This is a genomic window from Mycobacterium bulgaricum (assembly GCF_041287165.2).
GTDB classification, from domain to species: domain Bacteria; phylum Actinomycetota; class Actinomycetes; order Mycobacteriales; family Mycobacteriaceae; genus Mycobacterium; species Mycobacterium bulgaricum.
In genome coordinates, this window is record NZ_JBGGKV020000001.1 from 411,221 (window position 1) to 436,572 (window position 25,352).

Here is a 25,352-nt window from a genome sequence, read left to right on the forward strand (position 1 = left end):
TCCCGCGTTAGCGTCGAAGACATGACCCAGACACACACCACCCAGAGCCGCATCACGATCTACAAGACATCCCCCGAGTTGTTCGACGCGATGATGACCCTGTCGACAGCCTCGGCCAAGGACGTCGACCCCGAGCTCGGCGAGCTCATCAAAATCCGCGCATCCCAGATCAATCGATGCGCTTTCTGCCTCGACATGCACACTCGCGACGCACGGACGATGGGTGTCAGTGAGCAGAAGCTGGACCTACTCTCCGCGTGGACCGAGGCCGGTGACCTGTTCGACGAGACCGAGCGCGCCGCACTGGCATTGACCGAAGCCATCACCGTCCTCGGTGCCGACGGTGTGCCCGACGACGTCTACGAGGACGCGGCGGGCGTCTTCTCCGACCGGGAGCTCGGACAGGTCATCGCACTGGCGGTCACCATCAACGCCTGGAATCGCATCAACGTCGCGGTCCACGCCGAGATCCCGCGCCGCTGACGGCAACACGGGGAAAGTGCCATTGGACTCTAGAAGCGGCGCCCGTCCATGGCGACCATCAAAGGCATGGACGCGACAACGACATCGAACGCACCGGTCACCGAGCTCACCGAGGCCGAGAGCTGGAACCAACTGGGCGCGGTCGCGCTCGGTCGGCTCGTGACGACCGTCAACGGCTGGACCGAGATCTTCCCGGTGAATTTCGTCGTGCAGAACAGGACCGTGCTGTTCCGGACGGCCGAAGGCACCAAACTGCTGACCGCTGCGCTGAACGAATACGTGGTCTTCGAAGCCGACGACCACGACGCGGTCGAAGGCTGGAGCGTGATCGTGCGGGGCAAGGCGAAGCTCCTCGCCACCGCGAACGAGCTCGCCGACGCCAGGCGTGCAGGTCTTTATCCCTGGATCGCCACGCAGAAGGAGCGGTTCGTGCGGATCACGCCGCAGTCGGTGACGGGGCGCCGCTTCGTCTTCGGGCCCGAGCCGGACGTCACGGGGCTCAGCAGCTGACGGGTCACACCCAGTACGGCACGCGGGCCCGATACTGACGCATCGCCAGCGCCGCGAACGTCCATCCGACGATCGTCAGCACGATCACCACGACCCAGTGTCGGATTTCCTGATCGGCCCCCAGTAGCGGAGCGCGCACGATGTCCAGGTAGTGCAGCAGCGGGTTGAGCTCGACGATCTTGGCCCAGCCGCCGGCGCCCTGAGCCTGCAGCGTCGACTCGTTCCAGATGATCGGGGTCATGAAGAACAGCAGCTGCACCAGGCTGCCCAGCAACGGGCTGATGTCGCGGTAGCGGGTGGCCAGAATGCCGAAACACAGTGCGACCCAGACGCAGTTGAGTGCGATCAACCCCAGTGCGGGGATCACCGCAAGATCTGTCCAGTGCCACGGTTTCGGATAGACGATCGCAATGATCACGAAAATGATGATGTTGTGGGCGAACAGGATCATCTGCCGCCACACCAGGCGGTAGACGTGCACCGACAACGGTGTCGGGAGTTGCTTGATCAACCCCTCGTTGGCGATGAACACTTCGGCGCCTTCGAGAATCGACGCGTTGATCAGGTTCCAGACGATCAGGCCGAGCGTGACGTACGGAAGGTGCTCGGACAGTTCGAGTTTGAACAGCATCGAGTACAGGCCGCCCATCGCCACGGCGGTGGTGCCGGTGGCGATGGTGATCCAGAACGGTCCCAGCACCGATCGTCGGTAGCGCTGCTTGATGTCCTGCCAGCCGAGATGCAGCCAGAGTTCACGCTTGCCGAAACCCGAGACCAGATCGCCCCACGCGCGTGAGAACGTCTTGGACTGCGCCGCGGCGTCCATGATCGTCACAGTTCTTCAACCCTCACCGTCGTGAAAACCTCTCGCGTCGGCCCAAGCGGCGCAGGCGAACCCACTCGCGGAAACCCGCGGGATCGCGCTTGGACACCAGAAAGTACCAGCCGAACCTCAACCATTCCTGCGGGACGAGCTTGCGCATCCCGGGCTGGGACTGCAGATAACCGCGATTGCGGTAGGTGTAGTAGCGCTTGACCTCGTTCTCGGGGTACTGGGTGTGCATGCGGCCGCGCAGAATCGGCTTGAACTCGTCGCTGCCCTGCGGGTGAAGGTAGACGGCTTGCAGGCACGTGCCGAACGGCAGACCCGATCGCAGGAGCCTGCGGTGAACCTCGGTCTCGTCGCCCCGGAAGAAGAGTCGGAGATCCGGGACGCCGACCGCTTCGACCGTCGAGGCGCGAAACAGCGCACCGTTGAACAGGTGCGAGATGCCGGGCATCAGATCGGGAAGCTCGGCCTCGGTGCGAAGCTCGCTGACCCAACGGCGCCACACGAGACCACGCCGCAACGGGAAGGCCAGCTTGTCGGGATTGTCGAGATCGCAGATCATCGGCGAGACCTGGGCGAGGCCGTGCCGTTCGGCACACGCCAAGAGGGTGGGCAGGACCTCGGAATCCTGCGGGCGGCCGTCGTCGTCGGCAAGCCAGATCCAGTCCGCTCCCAGGCTGAGCGCGTAGAGCATCCCCAGCGCGAAACCGCCTGCGCCGCCCAGGTTTCGGCGTGAGCCCAGGTAAGTCGTCGGAACAGGCTGGGCGGCAACCAGATCCCGGACGACGGGGTCGTCGTCGTTGTCGACGACGATCAGATGGTCGGGTTCGCGGCTCTGGGACGAGACCGCATCCAGAGACTTCGCGAGAACGTCGGGCCTGCGGTGGGTCACGACGACAGCAACTATCCGGTCCGTCATGCAGACCGGTTCTCCCGAGCGTTCTCTTCGAGCACCTCGCGCACATGTCGCGCGGCGTCCTCGCCCTCGTAGGCCCGCACGACGTCTTCGATGCCGCCCTCCATCTTGATGGTGCCGTGATCGATCCACATCGCGGTGTTGCACAGGCGGGCGAGGAACTCGTTGGAGTGGCTGGCGAACACCAGGATCCCGGAGCGCGACACCAGATCGGCGAGGCGGGACTGCGCCTTCTTCAGGAAGTCCGCATCGACCGCGCCGATGCCTTCGTCGAGCAGCAGGATCTCCGGGTCGATGCTGGTGACGACGCCCATGGCCAGGCGCACCCGCATACCCGTCGAGTAGGTGCGCAAGGGCATCTGCAGGTAGTCGCCGAGCTCGGTGAACTCGGCGATCTCGTCGACCTTGGCCAACATCTGCTTCCGCGTCTGCCCGAGGAACAGGCCGCGGATGATGATGTTCTCGAAGCCGGAGATCTCGGGATCCATGCCGACGCCCAGATCGAACACCGGGGCAACACGTCCGCGCACCGAGGCGACGCCTCTGGTGGGCTCGTAGATGCCCGACAGCAGCCGAAGCAGCGTCGACTTGCCCGCACCGTTGTGGCCGACCAGTCCGACGCGGTCGCCCATCTTCAACGACAACGTGATGTCACGCAGCGCCTCGATGACGACGACGTTGGACTCGTTGCGACCGATCGCACCGCCGGCCTTGCCGAGGAACGCCTTCTTCAGCGACCGCGTCTTGGCGTCGAAGATGGGGAACTCCACCCACGCGTCGCGCGTCTCGATGAACGGTTCGTCAGGAGCGGTCACGCGGCTCTCACAGGTACTGACCGGTGCCGGGATGTCCCGGTCCGCCGCGCTGTCCGGGGACGCTCATACCGGGAGGCAGCGCGCCCTGACGCATCTGTTCCAGCTGCTGGCGGGCGGCCATCTGCTGGGCGAACAACGCGGTCTGGATGCCGTGGAAGAGGCCTTCCAGCCAGCCGACCAGCTGGGCCTGGGCGATGCGCAGCTCGGCGTCGGACGGCACACCCTCTTCGGTGAACGGCAGCGTGAGCCGCTCCAGCTCGTCGCGCAGTTCGGGGGCGAGCCCGTCTTCGAGCTCGCTGATGCTGGTGCGGTGGATGTCGCGGAGCCGACCGCGGCTCGCCTCGTCCAGGGGTGCGGCGCGCACCTCCTCCAACAGCTGCTTGATCATGGTGCCGATCCGCATCACCTTGGCGGGCTGTTCGACGAGATCGGTCAGCGACTTGCCGTCACCGCGGTCGATGTCGGCTTCGCCAGCCGCCTCGCCGCTGCCGATGATCTCGATCTGGTCGTCGTCGGAATTGGTAGCCATGTCTCTAAGAGTGCCCCAGCTTTTCTCGCCTGATGCGTTCGGGCTCCGCGACGTGCGCGAGGCGGTTTCGCCGTCGTCGTAGATCTTCTCCCACGAGCGCGATTTGTCCAGCGAAGGCGTGCCGTCTCTCGGTCCGCAAACCCGCCTTACCGCCACCTGCTGCGCCACGGCCACGGCCGGCAGTCCGAGACACAGCAGGTGGACGGAAGGACCCCCGCTGGCCAGCGAATTCGTCCGCCGGCGCCCGGCAACGGCGGCGCCAGTGGCGCTCCGTGACACAGTGTGCCTCGACTAGTATGGCTGCCCAGATGACTCGTGCCCGATCGGGTACGGGCGGTAAACAGCGAGGTCGGGCAGCCGCCGCACCGTCCGATAAAACGGGTGGTAAGGCGGATTTCCACGACGCACTAAGGTGGGCTGACATGGCATATGACGTCGCCCGGGTGCGTGGTTTGCACCCGTCACTGGGCGATGGCTGGGTGCACATGGACGCCCAGAACGGCATGCTGCTACCCGATTCGGTGGGCCGCGCGGTGTCGACCGCCTTCCGCGGTTCGATGCCGACCACAGCCAGCGCGCACCCCGCCGCCAGGCGCAGTGCCGCGGTGCTCGCAGCCGCCAGGCAGGCTGTGGCCGACCTCGTGGGCGCCGATCCCTCCGGCGTCGTTCTCGGCGCCGATCGCTCCGTGTTGTTGACCTCGCTGGCCGACGCCGCGTCGGTGCGTCTGGGGCTCGGCTACGAAGTGGTGGTGACGCGTCTGGACGACGAGGCGAACATCGCGCCGTGGTTGCGCGCCGCGAACCGGTTCGGCGCGAAGGTGAAGTGGGCCGAAGTCGACATCGAGACCGGTGAGCTCCCCACGTGGCAGTGGGAGGGCCTGGTGACCCGGCCCACCCGGCTGGTCGCGATCACGTCCGCCTCTTCGACCCTGGGCACGGTGACCGAACTCCGCGAGGTGACCAAGCTGTCGCACGAGGTGGGCGGCCTGGTGGTGGTCGACCACTCGGCGGCCGCTCCGTATCGCCTCATCGACATCAACGAGACCGACGCCGACGTCGTCGCGCTCAACGCGCTCTCATGGGGCGGGCCGCCGATCGGTGCGCTGGTGTTCCGGGACCCGACGATCATCGACGCGTTCGGTTCGGTGTCGCTGAATCCGGAGGCCGCCGGCGCCGAGCGCCTGGAGCTCGGATCGCATCAGTTCGGCATGCTCGCCGGAGTGGTGGCCAGCATCGAATACCTTGCCGGACTCGATGATTCGGCCCAGGGCACGCGCAGGGAGCGGCTGTCGGTGTCGATGCAGTCCGCGGCGGCGTACCTGGACGGACTCTTCGAGTACCTTCTGACGTCGCTGCGGTCGCTGCCGACGGTCACCGTGATCGGCGCCCCTGAGATGCGGATCCCGGTGCTGACGTTCGCGATCGACAACGTGCCCGCCGAACACGTCGTCCAGCGTCTGGCCGACAACGGAATTCTGGCGATCGCCAACGCGAGTTCTCAGGTCCTGGACGTCATCGGCGTCAACGATATCGGCGGAGCGGTGACCATCGGCCTCGCGCATTACAGCACGTCCGCCGAGGTCGACCAGTTGGTCCGTGCGCTCGCCTCGCTCGGCTAGCCGCTAAACATCAACGCGCAGAATCACTTTCCCCGACACATCGCCGGAAGCGAGCAGTTCGTGGGCGGCTTTGGCTTCCGTGATGGGGAACTCCGCGCCGATGATCGGGCGCACGAGGCCGTCGGCGACCAGTGGCCACACTTCTTCGGTGACGGCCGCGACGATGTCACTCTTTCCCCCGCGCCCGGCGACCGGCCGTGCCCGTAGCGCGGTCGCGATCACGCTGCCGCGTTTGGCGAGCAGCTTGCCGATGTTGAGTTCTCCCTTGGCGCCGCCCTGCATGCCGATGATCACGAGCCGGCCGTCGCTGGCAAGCGATTCGATGTTGCGGTCGAGGTAGGCCGCACCCATGATGTCGAGGATCACGTCGGCGCCTCCGGCGTCGCGGATGACGGTCACGAAGTCTTCGTTGCGGTAGTCGATGGTGATGTCGGCGCCCAGTTCGGCACACAGATCGAGCTTGTTGCGGGACCCGGCGGTGACCGCGACCCGACAGTTGAGCGCCTTCGCGACCTGGATCGCATGGGTGCCGATACCGCTGGCCCCACCGTGGACGAGGAAAAGCTGCGGCGCGGTCAGCCCTGCGGTCATCACGACGTTCGACCACACGGTGCAGGCGACCTCAGGAAGGCCCGCGGCGTGGGGCAGTGGGATACCGTCGGGAACGGGTAGGACCTGGCCTGCCGGAACACTGACGAACTCGGCGTAGCCCCCACCCGCCAGAAGGGCGCATACGGGCTGGCCCGCCGACCACTGCGACACTCCCTCGCCGACGGCGGCGATCGTGCCCGACACCTCGAGCCCGAGGGTGTCAGACGCGCCCGGGGGAGGTGGATAGTTGCCCGCCGCCTGCAGGAGATCGGCGCGGTTCACGCCTGCAGCGACGATCTTGATCAGGACTTCGCCGGCCCCCGGCTGGGGGTCGGGCACCGACTGCCACGTCAGCTCGCCGGCGGGGTTCGCCACAATCGCTTGCATCCACGCAACGCTACTACGCTGCGGAAACACGGACAGATTTCCCCAACGGCGACACCGCCGCGGACCTACTATGGGCGGATGGAGGGGATCATCGGGGGACGCACGGCGAGCGATACGCCGGGTCTAGACATTGCTGAGCAAAGGGCGTGGCAGAACTTTCTGGATGCTGCTTTGCGGTTGTACGCGACCATGAACCGGTCGCTTTCGGATGAGCACGGGCTGACGTTGAACGACGTCCGGCTGCTCGACTTATTGGCCAAGTCGCCGACGGGGGCGGCCCGAATGGGAGATGTCGCGGAATCGCTGATGTCGTTGCCGAGTCGGGTGACGCGCCAGATCCATCGGCTGGAAGTGCAGGGGCTCGTCGGCCGGGGTGCAAGCCCGGACGACGGGCGCGGAGTGCTCGCCAGCATCACGCCGGAGGGGAGAACGGCGCTGGCTTCGGCGATGGAGACCTACGGTGGCGCGGTCCGCGCGCACTTCCTCGACCGGTTGAGCAGGCCACAGGTGACGGCGATGGGGGAGAACTGCCGCCGAATCAGCGCAGGCCTGAAAGCCGGCGGGACGTCAGCCAAAATCGGTCGCGTTTAGACTGTCCCGCGGTGGCGTGGCAGAGCGGCCTAATGCACTCGCCTTGAAAGCGAGAGACGGCTAACACCGTCCGGGGGTTCAAATCCCTCCGCCACCGCCAAACCGGGCTGACGGCTCGACGATGTAGCGCACACTGGCGGAAACATCGTCTGAAGGGGCATCGGGTTGGACGGCATCGTGGCCCGCTGGTGGCGGCAGTCCGACCAATTCGAATGGCTGAGCCGCTACCTGTATGCGCGCGGACTTGCCGTCCCCACGCGCCGGTTGATGGTGTTGTTCTGCGCGGCACTGGTGCCCATGCCACTGGGGCTGGTCGGTCCGCCGGATCCGTCGAACATGATGAGCATCGTGCTGCTGATCGCCTCTGCCGCAGTGGGCGTCGGCTTCGGAGCGCTGTATGTGCGGGGGTGGCCCACCCGGGTCCAGTCGCTGGCGCTCGTCGTGAGCGGCGGGCTCATCTCCGTCGCCTGCATCCTGGTCGCCGACCCCGTCAAGGCGCTTGTCAGCTGCACCGGTCTCGTGGTGCTGGGCGTATATCTGGCGTTCTTCCACAGCTCCAAAGCCGTGGTCTGCAGTACCAGTGTTTCGGTCGTCCTGGCGGCGGTGTGCGCGGTGCGGGTGGTCGAAGCCGGTGTCAGCAGCCAGATCGCGGTCTCGGGTTTCTGGGTGATCGTCGAGGTCAGTGCCGGTGTGCCGCTGGCGGTTCAGGCACTGGTGCGCACCCTCGGCGCCGACGTCGTGCGCTCGGATCACGACGCACTGACAGGCGTTCTCAACCGGCGCGCGTTCTACGAGCGCGCCAGGATCTTGCTCGCGGCACCGGGTGGCGATCGGCATCTGATCGTGATCATGATCGACCTCGACAAGTTCAAACTGCTCAACGACACCTTCGGTCACGCCGCGGGAGACCAGGTGCTCACCGCTGTGGGATGGCAACTGCGCCAATCCAATTCGGCAACCGCCATCATCGGGCGCGCGGGCGGCGAGGAATTCCTCGTCACCGACTCGGTGCAGTCCGCCGAAGCAGAGCGGCTGCCGGCACGGTTGTGCGAAGCGATCTCGGCGCTGCCCCATTCGATCACCGCCAGTGTCGGTGCGGCGGTGGTGCCGCACGAGGCTGTGCCCGCCCGGGGGTTGACCATCGACAAGCTGGTGCACATCGCAGATGCGGCCATGTACACCGCGAAGCGCAGCGGCGGAAACCGCGCGGTCATCGAGACGATCTCGCGCAGACCGATCGCTGTCCCCCGATCGGCGGACCACGATCGGCACCGTAGCTGAGCGAATAATGACGTCCATGAAAGCGAACACCTCGACCACCGAGGGTCCAGGCCGCAGCAACACGCGAGACCTGCGGCGGATTTCGATGGCTGGCTATGTCGGTTCGGCCATCGAGTTCTACGACTTCTTCATCTACGGCACGGCCGCCGCGCTGGTCTTCCCGACGGTGTTCTTCCCCGAGCTGAGCCACGTCATGGCGACGACGGCTTCACTGGGCACGTTCGCCGCGGCATTCATCGCACGACCTGTCGGCGCCGCGGTGTTCGGACACTTCGGAGATCGGCTCGGTCGCAAGCGAACCCTTGTCGCGACACTCATGCTGATGGGTGTCGCGACCGTCGGTGTCGGCCTCATCCCGAGTACCGCCACGATCGGGGTGGCCGCCCCGCTTCTGCTGATCACCCTGCGCCTGATGCAGGGTTTCGCGGTGGGCGGGGAGTGGGCCGGTTCGGTTCTGATGAGTGCCGAGAGCGCGCCCGCGGAACGACGCGGTTTCTACGGCATGTTCACCCAACTCGGCTTGGGCACCGCGTTGGTGTTGTCCAACTTCGTGTTCCTGGCGGTCCACTTCTTCTTCGGTGAAGACAACCCGGCGTTCATGCAGTGGGGCTGGCGCATTCCGTTCTTGTTGAGCGCGGTACTCATCGTCGCGGCATTGATCATCCGGCTCGCCGCGGACGAGACGCCGGTCTTCGCCGAAACCGACTCGACGACAACGCATCAAGGTATGCCGCTGGTCACCTTGCTGCGGACGCAGGGCCGCTCGGTACTGCTGGCCGGTGGGGTGGCGATCTGCGCGGCAATGCTGGTCTTCCAGGCGGGGACCTACATCACGCACTACGCGGCAGAGCATCTCGATTACTCGACCAACATGGTGCTGCTCGCCAACGTCGTCGGCGGCCTGTGTGCGGTGGGTTGCGCGGCCGTGACGGCGATTCTGAGTGATTCGCGGGGACGGCGACGGGTCACGTTGTGTGCCTTCATGCTTGCCGCACCGTGGGCGTTCGCGGTGTTCCCTCTCGTCGCGACCGAGAGCCACGTGGTGTTCGGCGTGGCCATCGTCGTCACCTACGCATTCGTCGGGCTGTGCATGGGACCGCTTGCTGCGTTCTTACCGGAGACGTTCGCGCCGGAGCACCGCTATACCGCGGCGGCGCTGTCGCACACCATGGGCGCGGTCGTGGGCGGCGCGTTGCCACCGGTGCTGTCGCCGGTGCTGGCCGGCCACTTCGGCGGATGGGGTGTGGCGCTGATGATGGGTGGTCTTGCGATGGTCAGCCTGCTGTGTGTCGCGGCACTGCCCGAGACACGGCCGCGACGCTGACTACTCCCCGGCGAAGTTGGGTGGGCGCTTCTCGAACATCGCCTTGATGCCTTCGGCCAAGTCCCGCGAGGGAAGGAACGCCGAGTTCCACGCCGCCACGTAGCGCAGGCTCGCGGCGACCTGTGCGGTGCGCTGTTCGTCGAGAACGTCCTTGATGCCGTGGACGACGAGCGGCGGGTTGGCGGCGATCTCGGCTGCGGTGGCACGTGCGGCCGCCAGCGAGGCATCGGCATCGGGATAGACGTCGTTGACGAGACCGATCTTCTCCGCGCGGGCCGCGTCGATGTCCTTGCCGGTCAACGCGAGTTCCCTGAGGTGCCCGTCCGAAAGGATCAGCGGAAGCCGCGCCAGCGAGCCGACATCCGCCACGATAGCGAGCTTCACCTCGCGCACCGAGAACTTCGCGTCCGCACTCGCGTAGCGGATGTCGACGGCAGAGATCAGGTCGACACCACCGCCGATGCACCAGCCGTGCACCGACGCGATGGTCGGTGTGCGGCAGTCGGCGACGGCGGTGATGGACTGCTGCATGGTCCTCAGGTGGGCGTGGAACTCTGCGCGCGGCTTCGCGTAGGACCCGTCGGTCATCACGGCGGACAAGGTGCCGCCCATGGCCATGAGGTCCAGGCCGTAGCTGAAGTTTCTGCCCGATCCGGTCAGGACGATCGCCCGCACGTCCGGGTCGGCGTCGAGTTCGCCGAACACCACGGGAAGCTCGGACCAGAATGCCGGGCCCATCGCATTTCCCTTACCGGGACCGATCAGCGTCACCTGCGCGATGTGATCGGCGATGTCCACGGTGAGGGCTTCGTAGGTGCTCATGGGAACAGAGGCTAGCTCCCGACGGCCGGCCGTCAATCAGGGCTAGGGCGGCGAGCCGCCCATCAGGACCTCACTGACCGTCGCGCTCGGCAGGAACTGGCAGGCGGCGTCGGCGAGAATCTGGCCGACGAACTCGCCGTCGGGTCCGAGTGGATTGCCCTCCTGGGAGAGGATCTCGCGCACCACCGCCACGCGGGTCGCCTCGTCGAGTGCGTTGTACTCGTCGCACGTCATCTCCAGCGAGTTCGCGGGGGCCGGTACCTCGGGGACATCGGTGTTGCGGGTCGGCAGCGGCAGGTTCGGGATCTCGATATCGGGCAAGCCGGGCAAGCCGGGGATGCTCGGCTCGTCGGTCGGGGTGTCGTCCGCCGACGGCAGCGGCGGGCCGGGTTCGGTGGTCTGCGCGACGACACCTTCAGTGGTCTGCGTGCACGCCGCCGTGCCCAACACGGCCGCCAGCCCGATCATTGCGGCGGTCACCCGCACGTGCATCCTCATCCCGGCCACGATATGCGGCTACACCCGTTCGAGGTAGAAATACAGGTGACGCGGGGTGCCGGAAGTGGTGTCCAGTGCGCCCTTGCCGTTCATGATGCCGATGACCGCGTTGTCGTCGACGACCTTGAAGTGGTCGTGCACGGGCTTGCCGTCGTAGACCATCGACGCGACGACCTCACCGCGGAATTCCTCCATCCACAGGCTGGCCTCGCCGCTCATGGCCTCGGTGTTGGAGAACTTGTTGCCGTCGGCGTCGAGGCAGACCAGCGGTTTGGCGTCGCTCGCGGAGTGGAACGTCTTGCCGAACCAGTTCAGCCGCTTCATGAAGCCGTTGGCCTTGTGGCCGGTCTGAAACTCGCCGCCCTTCCACTCGCCGATCATGAACTCGATGGTGGCGGGCTCCAGGGTGGCCCAGAAGCCGTCGAGCTCGGCGTCGGTGATCGTGTCGGTGCGCTGAGTGAGCGCGGTGAACGTCTCGCGCGCGGTTGTGGTCGAGGTCATGAGTTGTCTCCAATCCAGCGGCCGGCGAATTCCACGAACATGCCGTTCTCGTCGGGGGAGGCGACGGTGACCCGGACGCCGTCCTCACCGTAGGGGCGCACGATGATGCGGTTGTTGGCGGCATCGGCGGCGAACTGCTGGGCGCGGCCGACCAGCGGCAGCCACACGAAGTTGGCCTGCGACGGCGGCAGCTCGTATCCGGCGTCGAGCAGCGCCTTGGACACCCGGGCACGTTCGGCGACGACGGCGTCGGTGCGCTCCAGGAGCTCGTCTGCGGCGTCCAGGCACGCGACCGCCGCGGCCTGCGAGACGCTGGTCGCGGTGAACGGGACGTAGACCTTGGACAGGGCCGCCACGATGTCGGGGTCGGCGACGGCGTAACCGATGCGCAGGCCTGCCAATCCGTAAGCCTTCGAAAAGGTACGCAGCACAACGACATTGCTGTGGGCGCGCACCAGGCCGAAACTGTCGGGCACCAGGCCGTCGCGGATGTACTCGATGTAGGCCTCGTCGAGGACGACCAGGATGTGCGGCGGCACCGCATCGACGAATCGGGCCAGCGCCTCGGGGTCGACGACCGTGCTGGTCGGGTTGTTCGGGTTGCACACGAAGATCAGCCGGGTGCGGTCGGTGATGGCCGCCAGCATCGCGTCCAGGTCGAAGGTGTGGTCGGTGAGCGGGACCTGCACCGGCGTCGCGCCCGCGGTACGCACCTGCAGCGGGTAGATCTCGAAGCTGCGCCACCCGAAGAGCACCTCGTCGCCGACCGTCGAGGTGATCTGGATCAACTGCTGGCACAGGCTCACCGAGCCGCAGCCGACCGAGATGTGCTCCGGCGCGAAGTTGACGTGCTTGGCGAGGCGCTCCTTGAGCTCGACGTAGCCGTTGTCGGGATAGCGGTTGATCCCGTCGGCGGCCTTGGCTATCGCGGTCCGCACGCTGGGCAGGGGTCCATGGACGGTCTCGTTGCTGGCGATCTTGATGGCGCCGGGCACCGTCCTGCCCGGCGTGTAGGCGGGCAGATCAGCGAGTTCGGGGCGCAGACGGGCGGGCACCGGGACAGTTTATGGCCCGTGCCGATCTGCTTTGCTTCGCACGGTAGGGCCTGTGTACTCTCATCCATCGGCGGTAAACGTCGGGAGGCGTGCCAGAGCGGCCGAATGGGACTCACTGCTAATGAGTTGCCCGCCTTAAAGCGGGCCGGAGGTTCAAATCCTCTCGCCTCCGCCATATAACTGAATGCACGACCCAGCGCCCGTAGCTCAACGGATAGAGCATCTGACTACGGATCAGAAGGTTAGGGGTTCGAATCCCTTCGGGCGCACTCTGTACCGGCGACAACGGCTTTCAGGGCACACACCGTCTGCCGATAGCACGACCGCCTTACTGCACGTTCCTGACCATCGTCTCGATGCGGTCGGTAGCAGGCCGCCCCTCATCGGAGGGAGTGGGCCAACACTCCAACGTGAAGATCAAAGCACCCTTGAGGGTGCTCAGATAATCCGTCGCATCCGAATCGGAATATGACCCGATACGTTCAGCCGTTCCCGGCAGAACATCGCCGATCGCGGCCGCAATGGCTGTCCGCATCCCACCCTCAGCCGTGGTGGTCGAAGCCAGAGTCGACAAGACCTGCTCGATCTGTTCGCGCGTCAAGTCCGGGTAAGTGCCGAGGTAGTCCTCCAGGACGTCATCAGTAACGCTCATTTGCAGGATTCCTCTCATCAGCGGGCGCAGACCAATACCAACTTATCGGGCGGCCGAAACCGACAGCGTGGGTCGCATATTGCTGGCAGGGGTGCTCGCCATGCCATTGCGCACTCTAGGTTTGGCCCATGGCCGACACCGACACCCCCTGGGAACCGCCCCTCGCGGGCAGCGAGATCGACCATCTCGTCGGCGCTCTCGAACGCCTCCGCGCCACGTTCCTCTGGAAGGCCGACGGCCTCGACGCGGTCGGCCTGCAGACCACGATCGGCGCCTCGGCGTTGACACTCGGCTGGCTGCTCAAGCACCTGGCCTTCAATGAGGACTATCTCTTCACGACCAAGCTCACCGGTGAGCCGGTCGGCTGGGAGTTCACCTCGGCCGCCGCGGACAGCCCCGAGGACCTCTACGCCTTCTGGCACGACGCTGTCGCCAGATCCCGGGCGCGCCTGGCGCACGCGCTGGAGCGTGGCGGGCTCGCTCAGCTCGCCGCGATCCACGATGACGACGGCAATCACGCCAGCCTGCGCCGTCTGCTGTGCGACCTCATCGAGGAGTACGGTCGCCACACCGGCCATGCGGACCTGCTCCGGGAAGCCGTCGACGGCCGCGTCGGAGAAGATCCCCCGCCCGGCTGGAAACCCGTTTCGGTAAAGATGAACCCATGACCGGCATCCGCGCATTCACATTCGGCCCCGAACAGGGGGTGCCGCCTGGGGTCGCACCGTTCTCGCACGCCACGGCGGCTGGTGAAACCCTTTATGTGACAGGGCAGATGCCCACGGATGTGAAGGGGACGGTGGTGGGTGAGGACGTGGCTACCCAGACCGCCCAGGTGATGCGCAATCTGTCGCGCGTCGTCGAACTGTGCCGCGGCGGGTTCGACGACGTCGTGTCCGTGCGCGCCTATCTGATGGATTGGGCGGACTATGACGCGTTCAACCGGGAGTACGCCACGTGGTTTCCGCACCGGCTGCCGTCTCGGACGTGTGTGGGCGTCACCGGTCTGGCCGTGGGAGCCTTGGTCGAGATCGACATGGTCTGCTGGCGCGCCGGCGGGTGGCTCTAAATTGGACACGTGCGCCTGCTTCTGATCGCCGACACGCACCTGCGCAAGCGGGCCAAGGACCTGCCCGCCGAGGTGTGGGACGCCGTCGACGACGCCGACGTCGTGGTTCACGCCGGCGACTGGGTCGAGCCCGATCTGCTCGACGCGCTGGAGGCGCGGTCGAAGAGAGTGGTGGCCTGCTGGGGCAACAACGACGGCGCCGAATTGCGGCACAGGCTCCCCGAACGCGCCGACGTCGAGCTCGGCGGCCTGCGCTTCACCGTCACCCACGAGACGGGCGGTTCGGCCGGCCGGGACGAGCGGATGGCCAAGCTCTACCCCGACACCGACGTGCTGGTGTTCGGTCACAGTCACATCCCGTGGGACGCTACCGCGAAAAGTGGCCTGCGACTGCTGAATCCGGGTTCCCCGACGGACCGCCGCCGCCAGCCGCACTGCACGTACATGACGGCGACGGTCGCCGACGGCGTGCTCAGTGACGTCACCCTGCACAAGCTGCAGCGGCGCGATGCGTGACCGTCCCGCCACCGTCGACGACGTCCATAACATCGCGACGTCGATGCCGCACGTCACCCGGGTCGAGGGGCCCAAGGCAGGGAACCCGATCTACCAGGTGGGCGGTAAGTCCTTCGTGTTCTTCCGCACGCCGCGGCCCGACGCGTTAGACCCCGACACCGGCGAACGCTACGGCGACGTCATCGTGATCTGGGTTGAGTCCGAGGACGACAAGCAGGCGCTCACCCAGGATCCGGATTCGCCGTTCTTCACCACCGACCACTTCAACGGTCATCTATCAGTTCTGGTGCGCGCCAGCCGACTTGGCGAGGTGAGTGTCAACGAACTGCGCGAACTGATCCAGGACGCCTGGCTGTCGCGGGCGTCGAAGAGGCGCGCGCAGACGTGGTTGGACGAGCAGGGAAGCTAGCCGGCGTCGGCAGCGCAGATGACCCCGATGTGCTTCTCGGCCCAATTGCCCATCGGCTCAAGCGCTTCGAGGAGTTCACGCCCCGCAGGTGTCATCGAGTACTCCACCCGCGGCGGCACCTCGTGATAGCTCTCGCGATGCACGACCCCGTAGGCCTGAAGGTCCTTGAGGTGTTGGGTCAGCATCTTCTGCGAGATGCCCGCGAGGTTGCGATGCAGCGTGTTGAAGCGCACCGGACCCTCGCTGAGCTCCCACAGGATCAGCGGAACCCACTTGCCGGACACGACGGCCATCGCCGCGTCGAGGCCACACGTGTACTTCCCCAGCGCCGTCATGTCGGACCTCTCGCATGTCAGAACCAATAGTTCCCTTTTGGTAAGTACGGCACTATTAAGTGGGTACTTGTCAAAAAGTTTGCGCCCTGACCACGATGGTGCCATGACGCACGTGACTTTCCTAGGGACCGGAGAGATGGGTTCGGCGCTGGCCGAAGCCGCTGCGCACGCGGGGTATCAGACCACGGTGTGGAACCGCTCCGCCGTCAAGGCTCAACCGCTCAAGGCTGCCGGGGCGACGGTGGCGGACACGGTCGCCGACGCCGTCGCCTCCGCCGACCTCATCGTCGTGTGCTTGTTCGACCACGCCTCGGTGCATGACGTCCTCGATCCCGTCGCCCGAATCCTCAAGGGGCGAAACGTGATCAATCTGACCACGACATCGCCCGACGGGGCCCGCGAACTGGCGCAGTGGGCGGCGGACGCAGTTATCTCCTACCTCGACGGCGGCATCATGGCCACCCCGGAGATGATCGGCACACCCGCGTCGACGGTTCTCTACAGCGGAGCCCGTGCCGTCTTCGACGCCCATCGGAGCCTGCTCGAAAAATGGGGAACTGCAGACTACTTCGGCCCCGATGCCGGGATGGCGTCGCTGTACGACCTCGCGCTGCTGGCGGGGATGTACGCCATGTTCGCCGGGTTCTTCCAGGGTGCGGCGATGGTCGCCCCCGCGGGAATCTCGGCCACCGAGTTCGCCGATCGGGCGGTGCCGTGGCTGCAGGCCGTCGCCCCGTCGGTCGCCGAGTACGCCGCGGTGATCGACGGCGGGGACTTCTCGGTGCCGGGCCAGCAGAGCCTGGTGTTCAGCGATCTGACCGACATCGTCGACGCGGGCCGTGCTCAGGGCGTCAACACCGAGGTCGTCGACGCGGTGCAGCGCCTCATCCAGCGTCAGATCGACGCCGGCTTCGGAGCACACGGCTTCGCCCGCATCTTCGAGAGCATCAGGGCAGCATGACCGTCACCGTCATCGGGCTTGGGCCGATGGGCCAGGCACTTGCGGGCGCGCTACTGAAAGCCGGACATGACGTCACGGTGTGGAACCGCACGGAGTCCAAAGCGGCCGAACTCCTTTCGAGAGGTGCCCAGTGGGCGCCGAACCCCGCCGATGCCGTCGCGGCCAGCGACGTCACGCTCGTCAACGTCGTCGACCACGATGCCGTCGACGCCGTGGCCGCCGCGGCGGGTGATCTCGCAGGCAGGGTTCTCGTCGGGCTGAGCTCCGACACCCCCGAACGCGCCCGATCCACCGCGAAGCTCGTCGCCGACGCAGGCGGTCGCTACCTCGACGGGGCCATCATGACCCCCACCGAAGTCATGGGAACGCCTGACGCCAGCGTGCTCTACGCCGGGCCCCAGGATCTCTTCGACAGTCATCGCGGGCTCTTCGACGTTCTCGGGCAGGTTACGTGGCTCGGCGAGGACCTCGGCCGCGCTGCCGCATACGACATGGCGCTTCTCGATGTGTTCTGGACAGCGACGGGCGGATTCCTGCACGCCGTGGAAATCGCACGAGCACAGGGCATCACGCCGGGTCAGCTGCTGCGGCACGCGCTGGGGATCGCCGCGATTCTGCCGCCGATCTTCACCGAGATCACCGAACGCGTCGAGGCGGACCGACACGACGAGGCCAGCGCGTCGGTGTCCTCGGCCGCCGCGTCGCTGAGCCATCTGATCGCGACATCGGAGAGCAGCGGCGTGGATGCGGGCGCGCTGAAGGCGATGAAGCGCTACGCCGACGCCGCCGTCGTCGCGGGCCACGGCGACGCGGAGATCAGCCGACTCGGAGTGGCTATGCGCAGGTGACGGATGACAAGTGGTGTGAAGAGCCCCCCGCGCCCGCCGATAAAATTCTCCGGTGACGTCCGACGTTGCCGCGATGACGGCTTCCGCGCAGGCGAGCCTGGGCGCCAAAGACTACGGGGCGGCGGCGTCGGCGGCATGGTCCGTGTTGACGGTCGAGCCTTTCAATGAGCATGCGATGCGGCTCTACGCGCTCGCGTTGCACGGGCAGGGCCGACTCGCTGACGCGCTGTCGATGGCGCGGCGTCTGGTCAGCGAGCATCCGCGGTCGCCGCTGGCGCTGTACACCTATGCCAGCCTGCTGCACGAGTCGCGGCAGGATCAGCAGGCGTTGGCGGTCCTCGACGACGCGTTGCGGCTGGACCCCACCAACCCGGACGCTCTGGTGTTGCGCGGTGACATCTTTCGGACGGTCTGGGGTGCGAAAGCCGCTGAACAGCAGTACCTGGAGGCGCTGCGAATCGCGCCCGATCACCCGGTAGCACACCACAATCTGGCGGCGAGCCGGCTGAGGTGGGGGGCGCTTACTCAGGCGGTGCGGGGGCTACTGACGGCCGATCATGCGAATCCGGCGTTGCGCCCGTTGGTGGTTGACAATGTCGGGCTGGCGTTGGTGCGGGTGCTGAGGATGGCGACGGCGTCGGTGGTGTTCCTGGCGGTGGCGTTGATCGTGGTGATGGCCGCGCACGACGACGGAATGCCGACGGTGTTGCCGCGTATCGCCGCCGGTGTGCTGGGGTTGGCGCTGGTGGTGCCGCTGGTGTGGGTGGTACGTACCGTGCCCGGCGTGGTACTCACTTCTGTTGTGCGGCAACGCTTTCTGTTGGGTCTGCGACTGGCGTTTGTGGCGCTGGCAGTGCTACTCGGCGTGGTGACGGCGGTGGTGGGCGCGAACCCGGTGTCGGACGTGGCGGGGACGCTGCTGTTGTTCGGCGTCTTCGGCCTGACGGTGCTCGGGTTTGTGACGGGTTCCTAGCGGACGTCACCCCGCGAACAGTGGACGCCCCTCGGGGTCTTCGTAGGACGCGATGATGTCGGCTATCGGGGCTGACACGAGGTGAAAGAGTTCCACGAGGTTGGATATGCCGGTAGAGCCAGCTCTGGCGACTGCGATGACGCGTGCCCACGTGCATCGGCTGCCTTAGGTGAAAACGAGCGTCCCCTTCGCACCATCTCGCCGGGGTTGCACTTCTAACGTCGTGGGAACCCCGCTTGTCTTGCCGCGACGTCGAGTGCTTCGTCCGGAAACTGCGAAGTGAGAACGCCTTCGAGTTCAGTGGTCGACAAAATTATGGCGTGTGAGAAAGGGAGGGCGTCGCTTTTGCCCATCCAACCCCTGTCTGTAGGTTCGCGATCAACGGTCAATGAAACGCGGCCGGGGTACTTATTGACATCTGGATAGGTCAATGTGACGTGTGCATTGAGCCCGAGTTGGGTCCATCGCCGCCAAAGCCGATCGGTCTGTCGAATAGATTGGGTGGCATCGCTCAGCGTGCAGTCGATGTACTTGTGCGCGTCTGCGAGGAGTCGAAACATCCAATAGCGTTTCTGCACGCGCCGTTCTTCGACAGCGAGATAATAAGCGTCAGACTCTTCGCTCAGGAAAAACATGAATTCTCCTGACGGGTGCGCGAACGAGAGCGTCGAATCGTTTGCCATCTCTGGCGGGCGCGCGCCCCAGAAAACTTCTGCCTCGGTCTCCCACTTCTTCGGAGCTCGCGTCTCGCTTCCGGGCTGGCGATTGTGCGCCCATAAGTAGATGGCCTGCCAGAAGTACCAACGCGATGCGATGCCCGCATACGGCTCGGGCACATCGATGCTGCTTTCTCTCCCGCCCATGCTGTCTCCCTGACTCATAACCACTCTAGAAATCCAATGTCTAACAGGCGCTGCACGCTCGGTCGGTCGCCCTCTGGTGCAAGCAGCCTGTATTGAACGCCGCCGCCGGGCTGACCGAACCACGGCGCAACCTCGGAAGCTTCGATCGACCATCCATCAGGTAGGGGTACTGAGGTGTTCACCGCGTACCTGTAGTAATCCTTTTCGAGACTGTTCGGCGGTAAGGCACGTTCCTCATAGCTGGTGCCTTCCGGCGATAGCCAGCCGCCACCAGGGTGGCCCAGGCGATCGAGTACCAAGCCGTCGAGTTCAGACCTCAGTTCGTCAAATCCCAGAACTCTGACCGTTCCCGGGATTGCGTAGGGTTTCGCGGGATCCGTGTCATCCGGATAGATGAGCTGACCGCGGTCGTCAGTGAATTGGTCGTTGAACTGATCTTCGCTGAGATCGCCATAAGGCTTCGCATCGGGAAAAACATCGCCGGCAGGTCGAGCTTCCCCGTGGTGCTTTTCGTCGTGCCCATCATGGCGGTCAGGACCGTGCGTCGCCGAATGGTCAGATTGTTGGTCACCGTTATCGCTGTTATGAGGGAGCGAAGAGTCGTGTTGCGACTGGTCGAATGAATCGTTGTCGGATTCGCCCAGATCCGCACCATGACCGGTGCCACTTTCATGCCCCTCGCCCGCCGACGGCAGGGCACCACCCTCGTTCGTGGGGGGCGCTGGTTCCCCCATGCGAGTTCCGCCGGCATCTGCGGAACCGCCACTGTGCGGGCTCGCTTCCGCCCCGCCGCCTCCGCCTGATGCCTCGGGCGACGGCGTATGCGAAGGAGCCGAGTGTGCCGGTGCGTTGTTCGGTGTTTGTGGCGCCTCGCTCGGCGACCCATTCGGTGACGCCGACGGGCCCTGAGACGGGTCGCCATCACCGCCTCCACCCGCATCGAGCGGTGCGCGCGGTCCGGCGCCACCCTCCGCGCCGGCACCGGACGGCCGAGCTGCCGGAGCCGACGGTTCACCAGGACGCGGACCTCCGCCGGACGGACCCCCGCCGGACGGCGTCGCCCCGCTCGGCGCCGCACCCGTCCCCGGTGCACCGGGGCCTGCGCCGCCGGGGATTCCCTCGGGCCGCAGCGGCGGCACACCACCTGCGCTTCCGGAGTTGAATTCCGGAACATGCGGTGCCTCAATGGTATTGGGCGCCCCACGGGTCCAGCTCCCCAGCTCGCCGAGCTTAGGCAGCCTCCCCTCTTCGAGCACGTGTCTGCTGAGGTTCAGGCCTTTGGCGACGCTGCCCGTCTTCGACAGCGCACCGCCGGGCACGAACAGCGAGCCGATGTTGAACGCCGCCTCACCCGCGGCCCGGCCGGGATGATCGCCTGACCATTTGTCCCACGCGACGAACTCCTTGCCCATGTTGGCCAGCACCCCGGGCAGCGTCGACGGGTCCTTGGCCACCGACAGGGCCATCTCGGCCATGCCCTTCCACGTATCCGGGTCGGCCATCGCCACGACCCCGGATACGGTGCCGATCAACCCGGTAACCGTGCCCACCTGGATGTCGGTGTACAGCGTCACCGCGTCGGCGAGTCGGTTGCCCACACCCTCGCCGAAGTTCTCCACCAGGATCGGGCGGATCCACTTCTGGAAGGCGGTCGCCGCGTCGCCGATCAGGCCGGTGAGTTCGTCGAGCAAGCCGACGATGCCCTTCACCTGCTGCTGGAAGTTGTTCAACACCGCGCTGACGTCGTGGGCGACTTCGCGCAGGATGTCGTCGGCTTCACCGGTGAAGATTCCCTTGACGGTGTCCCACAGGCCGTCGAGCGAGAGCCGGTCGAGTATCCGTCGGATCGCGTCCTGAGTCGCCTGCACGCCTGAGGCGAAGTCCGTAATCGACTGTGCGACAGAGTTCGACACCTCGGCCAGCGACGAGATCGCCGTGCCCAGGCTTTCCAGCGCGGTCTTCATCGCCGCGCCCTCGGGGATCTGCTGGGCACCGACGACGCTCGTGATCCCGCTCATCTGCGGCTCGATCAGCGCGAACCCGGTGGCGAAGTTGCGCCACTGCGCCGCGGTCACGCCCATGATCGAGGCGTTGCCCGACGGCCAGGTCATCGCAGTCCCGGAGAAGAAGCCGATGCCCGGCAACACCTGCAAAAACGGTTGGATGAGATACCACTTGTCCGGCGGCGGGACGGTGACGCCGTTGGGGCCGGCGGGCACGTGCGCGGGCAAGGCCTTGCGAGGCTCGGCACCGACGCCGCCCGAGGGACCCGGACCGCCGATCGTCGCTGCGGCATCCGCGTAGCGGTAGTTGTAGCCGGTGGCCTGCAACAGCATGCCCACCGACGCGAAGGCGTTGGCCGCGTCGGCCACCGCCGAGGTGAACTCGCCGGCCTGGTGGCCGTACTTCAAGCCGAAGTTCATCCCCGCCGGATCCATCCCCGAGGAGATGCCGCCGCCGAGCGCCGCGCCCAGCGCATCGGAGAGCTGAGCCAGTTGCGCGCCGATCGCACCCGTCTGCTGACCCGCGGCGATCAGCGCCTCCGGGTCAACCTCGATCCGCACCCCGAAGCCCCCCGATGGTCATGCCTGCCACATCTGACCGTTCTTGGCGGCGGCGTCGGTGTAGTTCCTGTGCGCCGTCTCGGCGACCTTCTGCAGGGCGGTGAGCGCTTCCTTCATCTGCTCGGCGCCGGTCTCCCACTGCTTCTGGGCCTGCGTCTGCGCATCCGACGCGGCGCCCTCCCACGAGCCGCGCAGCATCGTCATCGTGTGCTCGATGTCGTCAAGGCATTCGGTGACCTCGCGGCCGAACTCCTCCATGTGCGTGATCGCGGCGCGCAGCCCATCGAAGTCGACCACCAGGCCGCTCATCGCTCATCCTTCTGCTTCGCATCGCGATCCATTTCGGACTGCGGTTCGCTGGTCGGAGCCTCCTCGACCATCGACGACACCTGCTCGACGAGGCTGCCCAGCTGCTCGAGGTTCATCATCTGGGCCAACCCCGCCAGCGGCTCGGAGGTCGGCGCAGCCGCACCACCCGCGGCCGGACTTCCGCCACCACCTCCGGCGGGTGCGCCTCTACCGCCGGTCTGCATCGTCGCGTTGAGCGCGTCACCGGACTGCTGGTCGGTCTTGGCGTACTCCTTGCCCGCAATGTTCAGCAGGTCCGCCATGGTCTGCAGGCCGCGAACGACCTGGCCGGCTCCGGTGTGCCACTGGTCCCACGCGGGCGCGTACGCCGAGGCCGCGCCACCTTTCCAACCCGAACCGAGAAGCTGGCGCGTCTCCAAGTCCACACTGGACAGCCCGTCTTGAAGCCGCTGTCCGGCGTCGCGGAGTCGCTCGGCTGCCGCGTGCAGTTCCGACACCACGACCTCGACCGAACCCTCCACGGCAAGCAGCCTATGGGCGGTCGGGAGGGGGGCCGCACGCCAATTTCAGCCCGCCGCGCGCAGCAGTGGCTCAGCCCGGACGGGTGACCTTGTCGTGCTCGGCGCCGCACACGAACAGTGCGAGCCGCGCCGGGACGTCGCCGGGGTTGCGCCACCGGTGCCGAGTTCCGTTCTGCACCACGGTGTCCCCGGCGTGCAGCGTCACCTCGGCACCGTCGTCGAGTTCGAGAATCACGGTGCCGTCCAGGACTACCTCGAAATCGATCGTGTCGGTGGTGTGCATACCAGGATCGTCGAGCTCCATGTAACCCAGCAGCCCCGGCAGCTTCTCCTCGCCGTCGGCGATCGCCTCCTCGGTGGTGAGGTCGTCCGTGCGTGCGGTCGCCGTGCCCGGCGGCAACGTGAACGTCGAGAACCGGAACCCGCCGACCGGCGGAAAGTAGGTGCGCCAGTTCGGCATCGAGCCGTCGTCGGGAAAGTGCGGCGTCTCGTCGCCGCCCCACAGCAGTGTGAACTCCGATCCGGGTAGCAGCACCGGTTTACGCGATTCGACCGTCTCGTCGCTGGCGAACACGGATTTTCCGGACGCATCGTGGCCGGTGACGACTCGTCGAGTACCCATTGCGCCAGTCAACACCGCAGCGCCCTCCGGCGTGGCAGGCTTCGCGATATGGACAGCAAGCCGCCCACGCCGACCATCGCAGCCGCCCACCGCGATCATCTCGGCACTCTGCCGTTCGATGACACCAGAGATTTCGCCGACGCCGACCGCGGGTTCATCGCCAAGCAGACCCCGTGTGTCATCAAAGCCGCCGACGGTCGCGTCGTGTGGGACAACGACGTCTACGCGTTCCTCGACGGCGACGCCCCGACGACGGTGCACCCGAGCCTGTGGCGGCAGTCGACGCTGGCCGCCAAGCAGGGCCTCTACGAAGTCGTCGAAGGTATCTACCAGGTGCGTGGCTTCGACCTGTCCAACATCACGTTCATCGAGGGCGACACCGGCATCATCGTCATCGACCCGCTCGTGTCGACGGAGACAGCCGCCGCCGCCCTTGCGCTGTACCGCGAACACCGCGGCGACCGGGCCGTCAAAGCTGTCATCTATACCCACAGCCACGTCGACCACTTCGGTGGCGTCCTCGGTGTGACCTCGCAGGCCGACGTCGACGCGGGCAAGGTCGCCGTGCTCGCACCGGAGGGCTTCACCGCGCACGCCGTGCAGGAGAACGTCTATGCGGGAACGGCGATGACGCGCCGCGCCGCGTACATGTACGGCGCCGTGCTCGAACGCGGCCCGCAGGGCCAGATCGGCTGCGCGCTCGGGCAGACGCCGTCGCTGGGCGAGGTCGCGATCATCGTGCCGACCGTGGATATCCGCGAGACGGGCGAGACGCACACCATCGACGGTGTCGAGATCGAGTTCCAGATGGCGCCGGGCACCGAGGCCCCGGCCGAGATGCATTTCTACTTCCCGAAGTTCCGGGCGCTGTGCATGGCCGAGAACGCCACCCACAATCTGCACAACCTGCTGACACTGCGCGGGGCGCTGGTGCGCGACCCCCACGGGTGGGCGGGCTATCTCACCGAGGCGATCGACACGTTCGCCGACCGTGCCGACGTGGTCTTCGCATCGCACCACTGGCCGACGTGGGGCAAGGAGCAGATCGTCGAATTCCTGTCTCTGCAAAGGGATTTGTACGCCTACCTGCACGATCAGACGTTGCGTCAGCTGAACCAGGGCTTCACCGGAATCGAGATCGCCGAGACGTTCGCGATGCCGCCGGCGCTGGAGAACGCCTGGCATGCACGGGGTTACTACGGCTCGGTGAGCCACAACGTCAAGGCCGTTTACCAGCGCTACATGGGGTGGTTCGACGGCAACCCGGCGCGTCTGTGGCAGCACCCGCCCGAGGCGATCGGGCCGCGCTACGTCGCCGCGATGGGCGGGCTCGACCGTGTCGTCGAGCTGGCGCAGGCCGCTTTCGACGAGGGTGACTTTCGCTGGGCAGCAACACTTCTCGACCACGCCATCTTCACCGACGAGAACCACGCCGCAGCCAAGGCACTCTACGGCGACACGCTGGAGCAGCTGGCCTACGGAGCCGAGACGGCGACATGGCGCAACTTCTATCTTGCGGGCGCCACCGAACTGCGGGAGGGCAATTTCGGCACGCCGACGCAGACGACATCCCCGTCGATGGTGTCGCAGCTGTCCCCGGAGCAGATGTTCGACGTGCTGGCGATCAGCGTGAACGGCCCGCGCGCTTGGGATCTCGACCTCGCCTTTGACGTGACGTTCCTCGACTCCGCGACGAACTACCGGCTGACGCTCCGCAACGGCGTGCTGGTGTACCGCAAGGTGGAGGCTGACGCGGCGACCGCGCAGGCGACGGTCAGGTTGGCATCCAAGCTTCGCCTGCTCACGCTGGCGGCCGGCGACAACGCCTCACCCGGGCTCGAGATTGCCGGTGATGCAGATGTTTTGGCATCCCTGGTGTCGGTGCTCGACAAACCGGACCCGGGCTTCAACATCATCACGCCCTAGCGGTAGGCGTCCAAATTTGTCGGTGCCCGAGGG

At 66.3% G+C, this 25,352-nt stretch carries 31 protein-coding genes and 3 tRNA genes; 17 read left to right on the forward strand and 17 right to left on the reverse strand.

Annotated elements, in window-relative coordinates:
- The first annotated feature begins 21 nt into the window (after nucleotides 1–21).
- Nucleotides 22–483: a carboxymuconolactone decarboxylase family protein gene (locus ACAG24_RS01990; protein WP_370471023.1), complete on the forward strand. Its 462-nt coding sequence runs from the start codon at nucleotides 22–24 to the stop codon at nucleotides 481–483.
- A gap of 66 nt (nucleotides 484–549) precedes the next feature.
- Nucleotides 550–993, forward strand: coding sequence for a pyridoxamine 5'-phosphate oxidase family protein (locus tag ACAG24_RS01995; RefSeq protein ID WP_370471753.1), 444 nt, complete (start codon nucleotides 550–552; stop codon nucleotides 991–993).
- 4 nt (nucleotides 994–997) lie between these two features.
- On the opposite strand, the gene wzm is transcribed toward ACAG24_RS01995, so the two are convergent.
- Genes wzm through ACAG24_RS02015 form a run of 4 tightly spaced genes read right to left on the reverse strand, consistent with a single transcriptional unit; the run spans nucleotide 998 to nucleotide 4,082 of the window.
- Nucleotides 998–1,828, reverse strand: coding sequence for a galactan export ABC transporter permease subunit Wzm/RfbD (gene wzm / locus ACAG24_RS02000; RefSeq protein ID WP_370471024.1), 831 nt, complete (start codon nucleotides 1,826–1,828; stop codon nucleotides 998–1,000).
- A gap of 13 nt (nucleotides 1,829–1,841) precedes the next feature.
- Entirely contained in the window at nucleotides 1,842–2,741 is a 900-nt protein-coding gene (gene glfT1 / locus ACAG24_RS02005) for a galactofuranosyltransferase GlfT1 (protein WP_370471025.1), read from the reverse strand.
- On the reverse strand, nucleotides 2,738–3,553 hold the full coding sequence (gene wzt, locus ACAG24_RS02010) for a galactan export ABC transporter ATP-binding subunit Wzt/RfbE (protein ID WP_370471026.1): 816 nt from the start codon (nucleotides 3,551–3,553) through the stop codon (nucleotides 2,738–2,740). The genes glfT1 and wzt overlap by 4 nt, the downstream gene beginning before the upstream one ends.
- A gap of 7 nt (nucleotides 3,554–3,560) precedes the next feature.
- The gene (locus ACAG24_RS02015) at nucleotides 3,561–4,082 is read right to left on the reverse strand and encodes a bacterial proteasome activator family protein (RefSeq protein WP_370471027.1); all 522 of its coding nucleotides are present in this window, start codon (nucleotides 4,080–4,082) and stop codon (nucleotides 3,561–3,563) included.
- Nucleotides 4,083–4,504: 422 nt separating this feature from the next.
- Here ACAG24_RS02015 and ACAG24_RS02020 point away from each other — a divergent pair, with 422 nt between their 5' ends.
- Nucleotides 4,505–5,701 carry a cysteine desulfurase-like protein gene (locus ACAG24_RS02020; RefSeq protein ID WP_370471028.1) on the forward strand — a complete coding sequence of 399 codons (1,197 nt, stop codon included), beginning with the start codon at nucleotides 4,505–4,507 and terminating at the stop codon, nucleotides 5,699–5,701.
- 3 nt (nucleotides 5,702–5,704) lie between these two features.
- Here the strand turns inward: ACAG24_RS02020 and ACAG24_RS02025 are convergent, their stop codons facing one another.
- Nucleotides 5,705–6,679, reverse strand: a complete 975-nt coding sequence (locus ACAG24_RS02025; RefSeq protein WP_370471029.1) for an NAD(P)H-quinone oxidoreductase — start codon at nucleotides 6,677–6,679, stop codon at nucleotides 5,705–5,707.
- 78 nt (nucleotides 6,680–6,757) lie between these two features.
- Between ACAG24_RS02025 and ACAG24_RS02030 the strand changes: the two genes are divergently transcribed.
- The 4 genes from ACAG24_RS02030 (at nucleotide 6,758) to ACAG24_RS02045 (ending at nucleotide 9,875) form a co-directional block, all read left to right on the forward strand.
- Complete coding sequence (locus ACAG24_RS02030; protein WP_370471030.1) at nucleotides 6,758–7,270, forward strand: MarR family winged helix-turn-helix transcriptional regulator; 513 nt, start codon at nucleotides 6,758–6,760, stop codon at nucleotides 7,268–7,270.
- 10 nt (nucleotides 7,271–7,280) lie between these two features.
- A tRNA-Ser gene (locus tag ACAG24_RS02035) sits at nucleotides 7,281–7,370 on the forward strand.
- A gap of 65 nt (nucleotides 7,371–7,435) precedes the next feature.
- Nucleotides 7,436–8,551: a GGDEF domain-containing protein gene (locus ACAG24_RS02040; RefSeq protein WP_370471031.1), complete on the forward strand. Its 1,116-nt coding sequence runs from the start codon at nucleotides 7,436–7,438 to the stop codon at nucleotides 8,549–8,551.
- A gap of 70 nt (nucleotides 8,552–8,621) precedes the next feature.
- Nucleotides 8,622–9,875 (forward strand): MFS transporter, encoded by a 1,254-nt coding sequence (locus ACAG24_RS02045; RefSeq protein WP_370471754.1) that lies wholly within the window; start codon nucleotides 8,622–8,624, stop codon nucleotides 9,873–9,875.
- On the opposite strand, the gene ACAG24_RS02050 is transcribed toward ACAG24_RS02045, so the two are convergent.
- Genes ACAG24_RS02050 through hisC form a run of 4 tightly spaced genes read right to left on the reverse strand, consistent with a single transcriptional unit; the run spans nucleotide 9,876 to nucleotide 12,751 of the window.
- Nucleotides 9,876–10,697 carry a crotonase/enoyl-CoA hydratase family protein gene (locus ACAG24_RS02050; RefSeq protein WP_370471032.1) on the reverse strand — a complete coding sequence of 274 codons (822 nt, stop codon included), beginning with the start codon at nucleotides 10,695–10,697 and terminating at the stop codon, nucleotides 9,876–9,878.
- A gap of 42 nt (nucleotides 10,698–10,739) precedes the next feature.
- Entirely contained in the window at nucleotides 10,740–11,195 is a 456-nt protein-coding gene (locus tag ACAG24_RS02055; protein WP_370471033.1) for a hypothetical protein, read from the reverse strand.
- 18 nt (nucleotides 11,196–11,213) lie between these two features.
- Entirely contained in the window at nucleotides 11,214–11,696 is a 483-nt protein-coding gene (locus ACAG24_RS02060; RefSeq protein ID WP_370471034.1) for a DUF4334 domain-containing protein, read from the reverse strand.
- Nucleotides 11,693–12,751 (reverse strand): histidinol-phosphate transaminase, encoded by a 1,059-nt coding sequence (gene hisC, locus ACAG24_RS02065; protein WP_370471035.1) that lies wholly within the window; start codon nucleotides 12,749–12,751, stop codon nucleotides 11,693–11,695. Before hisC ends, ACAG24_RS02060 begins: the two co-directional genes overlap by 4 nt.
- Nucleotides 12,752–12,834: 83 nt before the next feature.
- Here hisC and ACAG24_RS02070 point away from each other — a divergent pair.
- A tRNA-Ser gene (locus ACAG24_RS02070) sits at nucleotides 12,835–12,926 on the forward strand.
- Between the two features lie 21 nt (nucleotides 12,927–12,947).
- A tRNA-Arg gene (locus tag ACAG24_RS02075) sits at nucleotides 12,948–13,020 on the forward strand.
- A 59-nt stretch (nucleotides 13,021–13,079) separates the two neighbouring features.
- Here the strand turns inward: ACAG24_RS02075 and ACAG24_RS02080 are convergent.
- Nucleotides 13,080–13,403, reverse strand: a complete 324-nt coding sequence (locus tag ACAG24_RS02080; protein WP_370471036.1) for a hypothetical protein — start codon at nucleotides 13,401–13,403, stop codon at nucleotides 13,080–13,082.
- Nucleotides 13,404–13,531: 128 nt separating this feature from the next.
- Between ACAG24_RS02080 and ACAG24_RS02085 the strand changes: the two genes are divergently transcribed.
- The 4 genes from ACAG24_RS02085 to ACAG24_RS02100 are packed head-to-tail and all read left to right on the forward strand — an operon-like array spanning nucleotide 13,532 to nucleotide 15,397.
- Nucleotides 13,532–14,071 (forward strand): mycothiol transferase, encoded by a 540-nt coding sequence (locus ACAG24_RS02085; protein WP_370471037.1) that lies wholly within the window; start codon nucleotides 13,532–13,534, stop codon nucleotides 14,069–14,071.
- The gene (locus ACAG24_RS02090) at nucleotides 14,068–14,472 is read left to right on the forward strand and encodes a RidA family protein (RefSeq protein ID WP_370471038.1); all 405 of its coding nucleotides are present in this window, start codon (nucleotides 14,068–14,070) and stop codon (nucleotides 14,470–14,472) included. The genes ACAG24_RS02085 and ACAG24_RS02090 overlap by 4 nt, the downstream gene beginning before the upstream one ends.
- Nucleotides 14,473–14,481: 9 nt before the next feature.
- Complete coding sequence (locus ACAG24_RS02095; protein WP_370471039.1) at nucleotides 14,482–14,988, forward strand: metallophosphoesterase family protein; 507 nt, start codon at nucleotides 14,482–14,484, stop codon at nucleotides 14,986–14,988.
- Nucleotides 14,981–15,397, forward strand: coding sequence for an MmcQ/YjbR family DNA-binding protein (locus tag ACAG24_RS02100; RefSeq protein ID WP_370471040.1), 417 nt, complete (start codon nucleotides 14,981–14,983; stop codon nucleotides 15,395–15,397). The genes ACAG24_RS02095 and ACAG24_RS02100 overlap by 8 nt, the downstream gene beginning before the upstream one ends.
- On the opposite strand, the gene ACAG24_RS02105 is transcribed toward ACAG24_RS02100, so the two are convergent.
- Nucleotides 15,394–15,732, reverse strand: coding sequence for a winged helix-turn-helix transcriptional regulator (locus tag ACAG24_RS02105; protein WP_370471041.1), 339 nt, complete (start codon nucleotides 15,730–15,732; stop codon nucleotides 15,394–15,396). The two genes, ACAG24_RS02100 and ACAG24_RS02105, sit on opposite strands and share 4 nt — an antisense overlap.
- Nucleotides 15,733–15,835: 103 nt before the next feature.
- Here ACAG24_RS02105 and ACAG24_RS02110 point away from each other — a divergent pair, with 103 nt between their 5' ends.
- Genes ACAG24_RS02110 through ACAG24_RS02120 form a run of 3 tightly spaced genes read left to right on the forward strand, consistent with a single transcriptional unit; the run spans nucleotide 15,836 to nucleotide 18,514 of the window.
- On the forward strand, nucleotides 15,836–16,693 hold the full coding sequence (locus ACAG24_RS02110) for an NAD(P)-dependent oxidoreductase (RefSeq protein WP_370471042.1): 858 nt from the start codon (nucleotides 15,836–15,838) through the stop codon (nucleotides 16,691–16,693).
- A complete protein-coding gene (locus ACAG24_RS02115; RefSeq protein ID WP_370471043.1) occupies nucleotides 16,690–17,541 on the forward strand; it encodes an NAD(P)-dependent oxidoreductase in 852 nt (283 codons plus the stop codon). The genes ACAG24_RS02110 and ACAG24_RS02115 overlap by 4 nt, the downstream gene beginning before the upstream one ends.
- Nucleotides 17,542–17,593: 52 nt before the next feature.
- On the forward strand, nucleotides 17,594–18,514 hold the full coding sequence (locus tag ACAG24_RS02120) for a tetratricopeptide repeat protein (RefSeq protein ID WP_370471044.1): 921 nt from the start codon (nucleotides 17,594–17,596) through the stop codon (nucleotides 18,512–18,514).
- A gap of 6 nt (nucleotides 18,515–18,520) precedes the next feature.
- Here ACAG24_RS02120 and ACAG24_RS02125 read toward each other — a convergent pair whose 3' ends face one another.
- From ACAG24_RS02125 to ACAG24_RS02150, 6 genes are all read right to left on the reverse strand, one after another.
- A complete protein-coding gene (locus tag ACAG24_RS02125; protein ID WP_370471755.1) occupies nucleotides 18,521–18,652 on the reverse strand; it encodes an Imm61 family immunity protein in 132 nt (43 codons plus the stop codon).
- A gap of 77 nt (nucleotides 18,653–18,729) precedes the next feature.
- Nucleotides 18,730–19,377, reverse strand: a complete 648-nt coding sequence (locus tag ACAG24_RS02130) for a hypothetical protein (RefSeq protein ID WP_370471045.1) — start codon at nucleotides 19,375–19,377, stop codon at nucleotides 18,730–18,732.
- 14 nt (nucleotides 19,378–19,391) lie between these two features.
- The gene (locus tag ACAG24_RS02135; RefSeq protein ID WP_370471046.1) at nucleotides 19,392–21,941 is read right to left on the reverse strand and encodes a TNT domain-containing protein; all 2,550 of its coding nucleotides are present in this window, start codon (nucleotides 21,939–21,941) and stop codon (nucleotides 19,392–19,394) included.
- Between the two features lie 18 nt (nucleotides 21,942–21,959).
- Nucleotides 21,960–22,250 (reverse strand): WXG100 family type VII secretion target, encoded by a 291-nt coding sequence (locus tag ACAG24_RS02140; protein WP_370471047.1) that lies wholly within the window; start codon nucleotides 22,248–22,250, stop codon nucleotides 21,960–21,962.
- Entirely contained in the window at nucleotides 22,247–22,771 is a 525-nt protein-coding gene (locus ACAG24_RS02145; RefSeq protein ID WP_370471048.1) for a WXG100 family type VII secretion target, read from the reverse strand. Before ACAG24_RS02145 ends, ACAG24_RS02140 begins: the two co-directional genes overlap by 4 nt.
- Before the next feature lie 70 nt (nucleotides 22,772–22,841).
- Complete coding sequence (locus ACAG24_RS02150; RefSeq protein ID WP_370471049.1) at nucleotides 22,842–23,393, reverse strand: cupin domain-containing protein; 552 nt, start codon at nucleotides 23,391–23,393, stop codon at nucleotides 22,842–22,844.
- A 48-nt stretch (nucleotides 23,394–23,441) separates the two neighbouring features.
- Between ACAG24_RS02150 and ACAG24_RS02155 the strand changes: the two genes are divergently transcribed.
- On the forward strand, nucleotides 23,442–25,319 hold the full coding sequence (locus tag ACAG24_RS02155; RefSeq protein ID WP_370471050.1) for an alkyl/aryl-sulfatase: 1,878 nt from the start codon (nucleotides 23,442–23,444) through the stop codon (nucleotides 25,317–25,319).
- Nucleotides 25,320–25,352 lie beyond the last annotated feature (33 nt).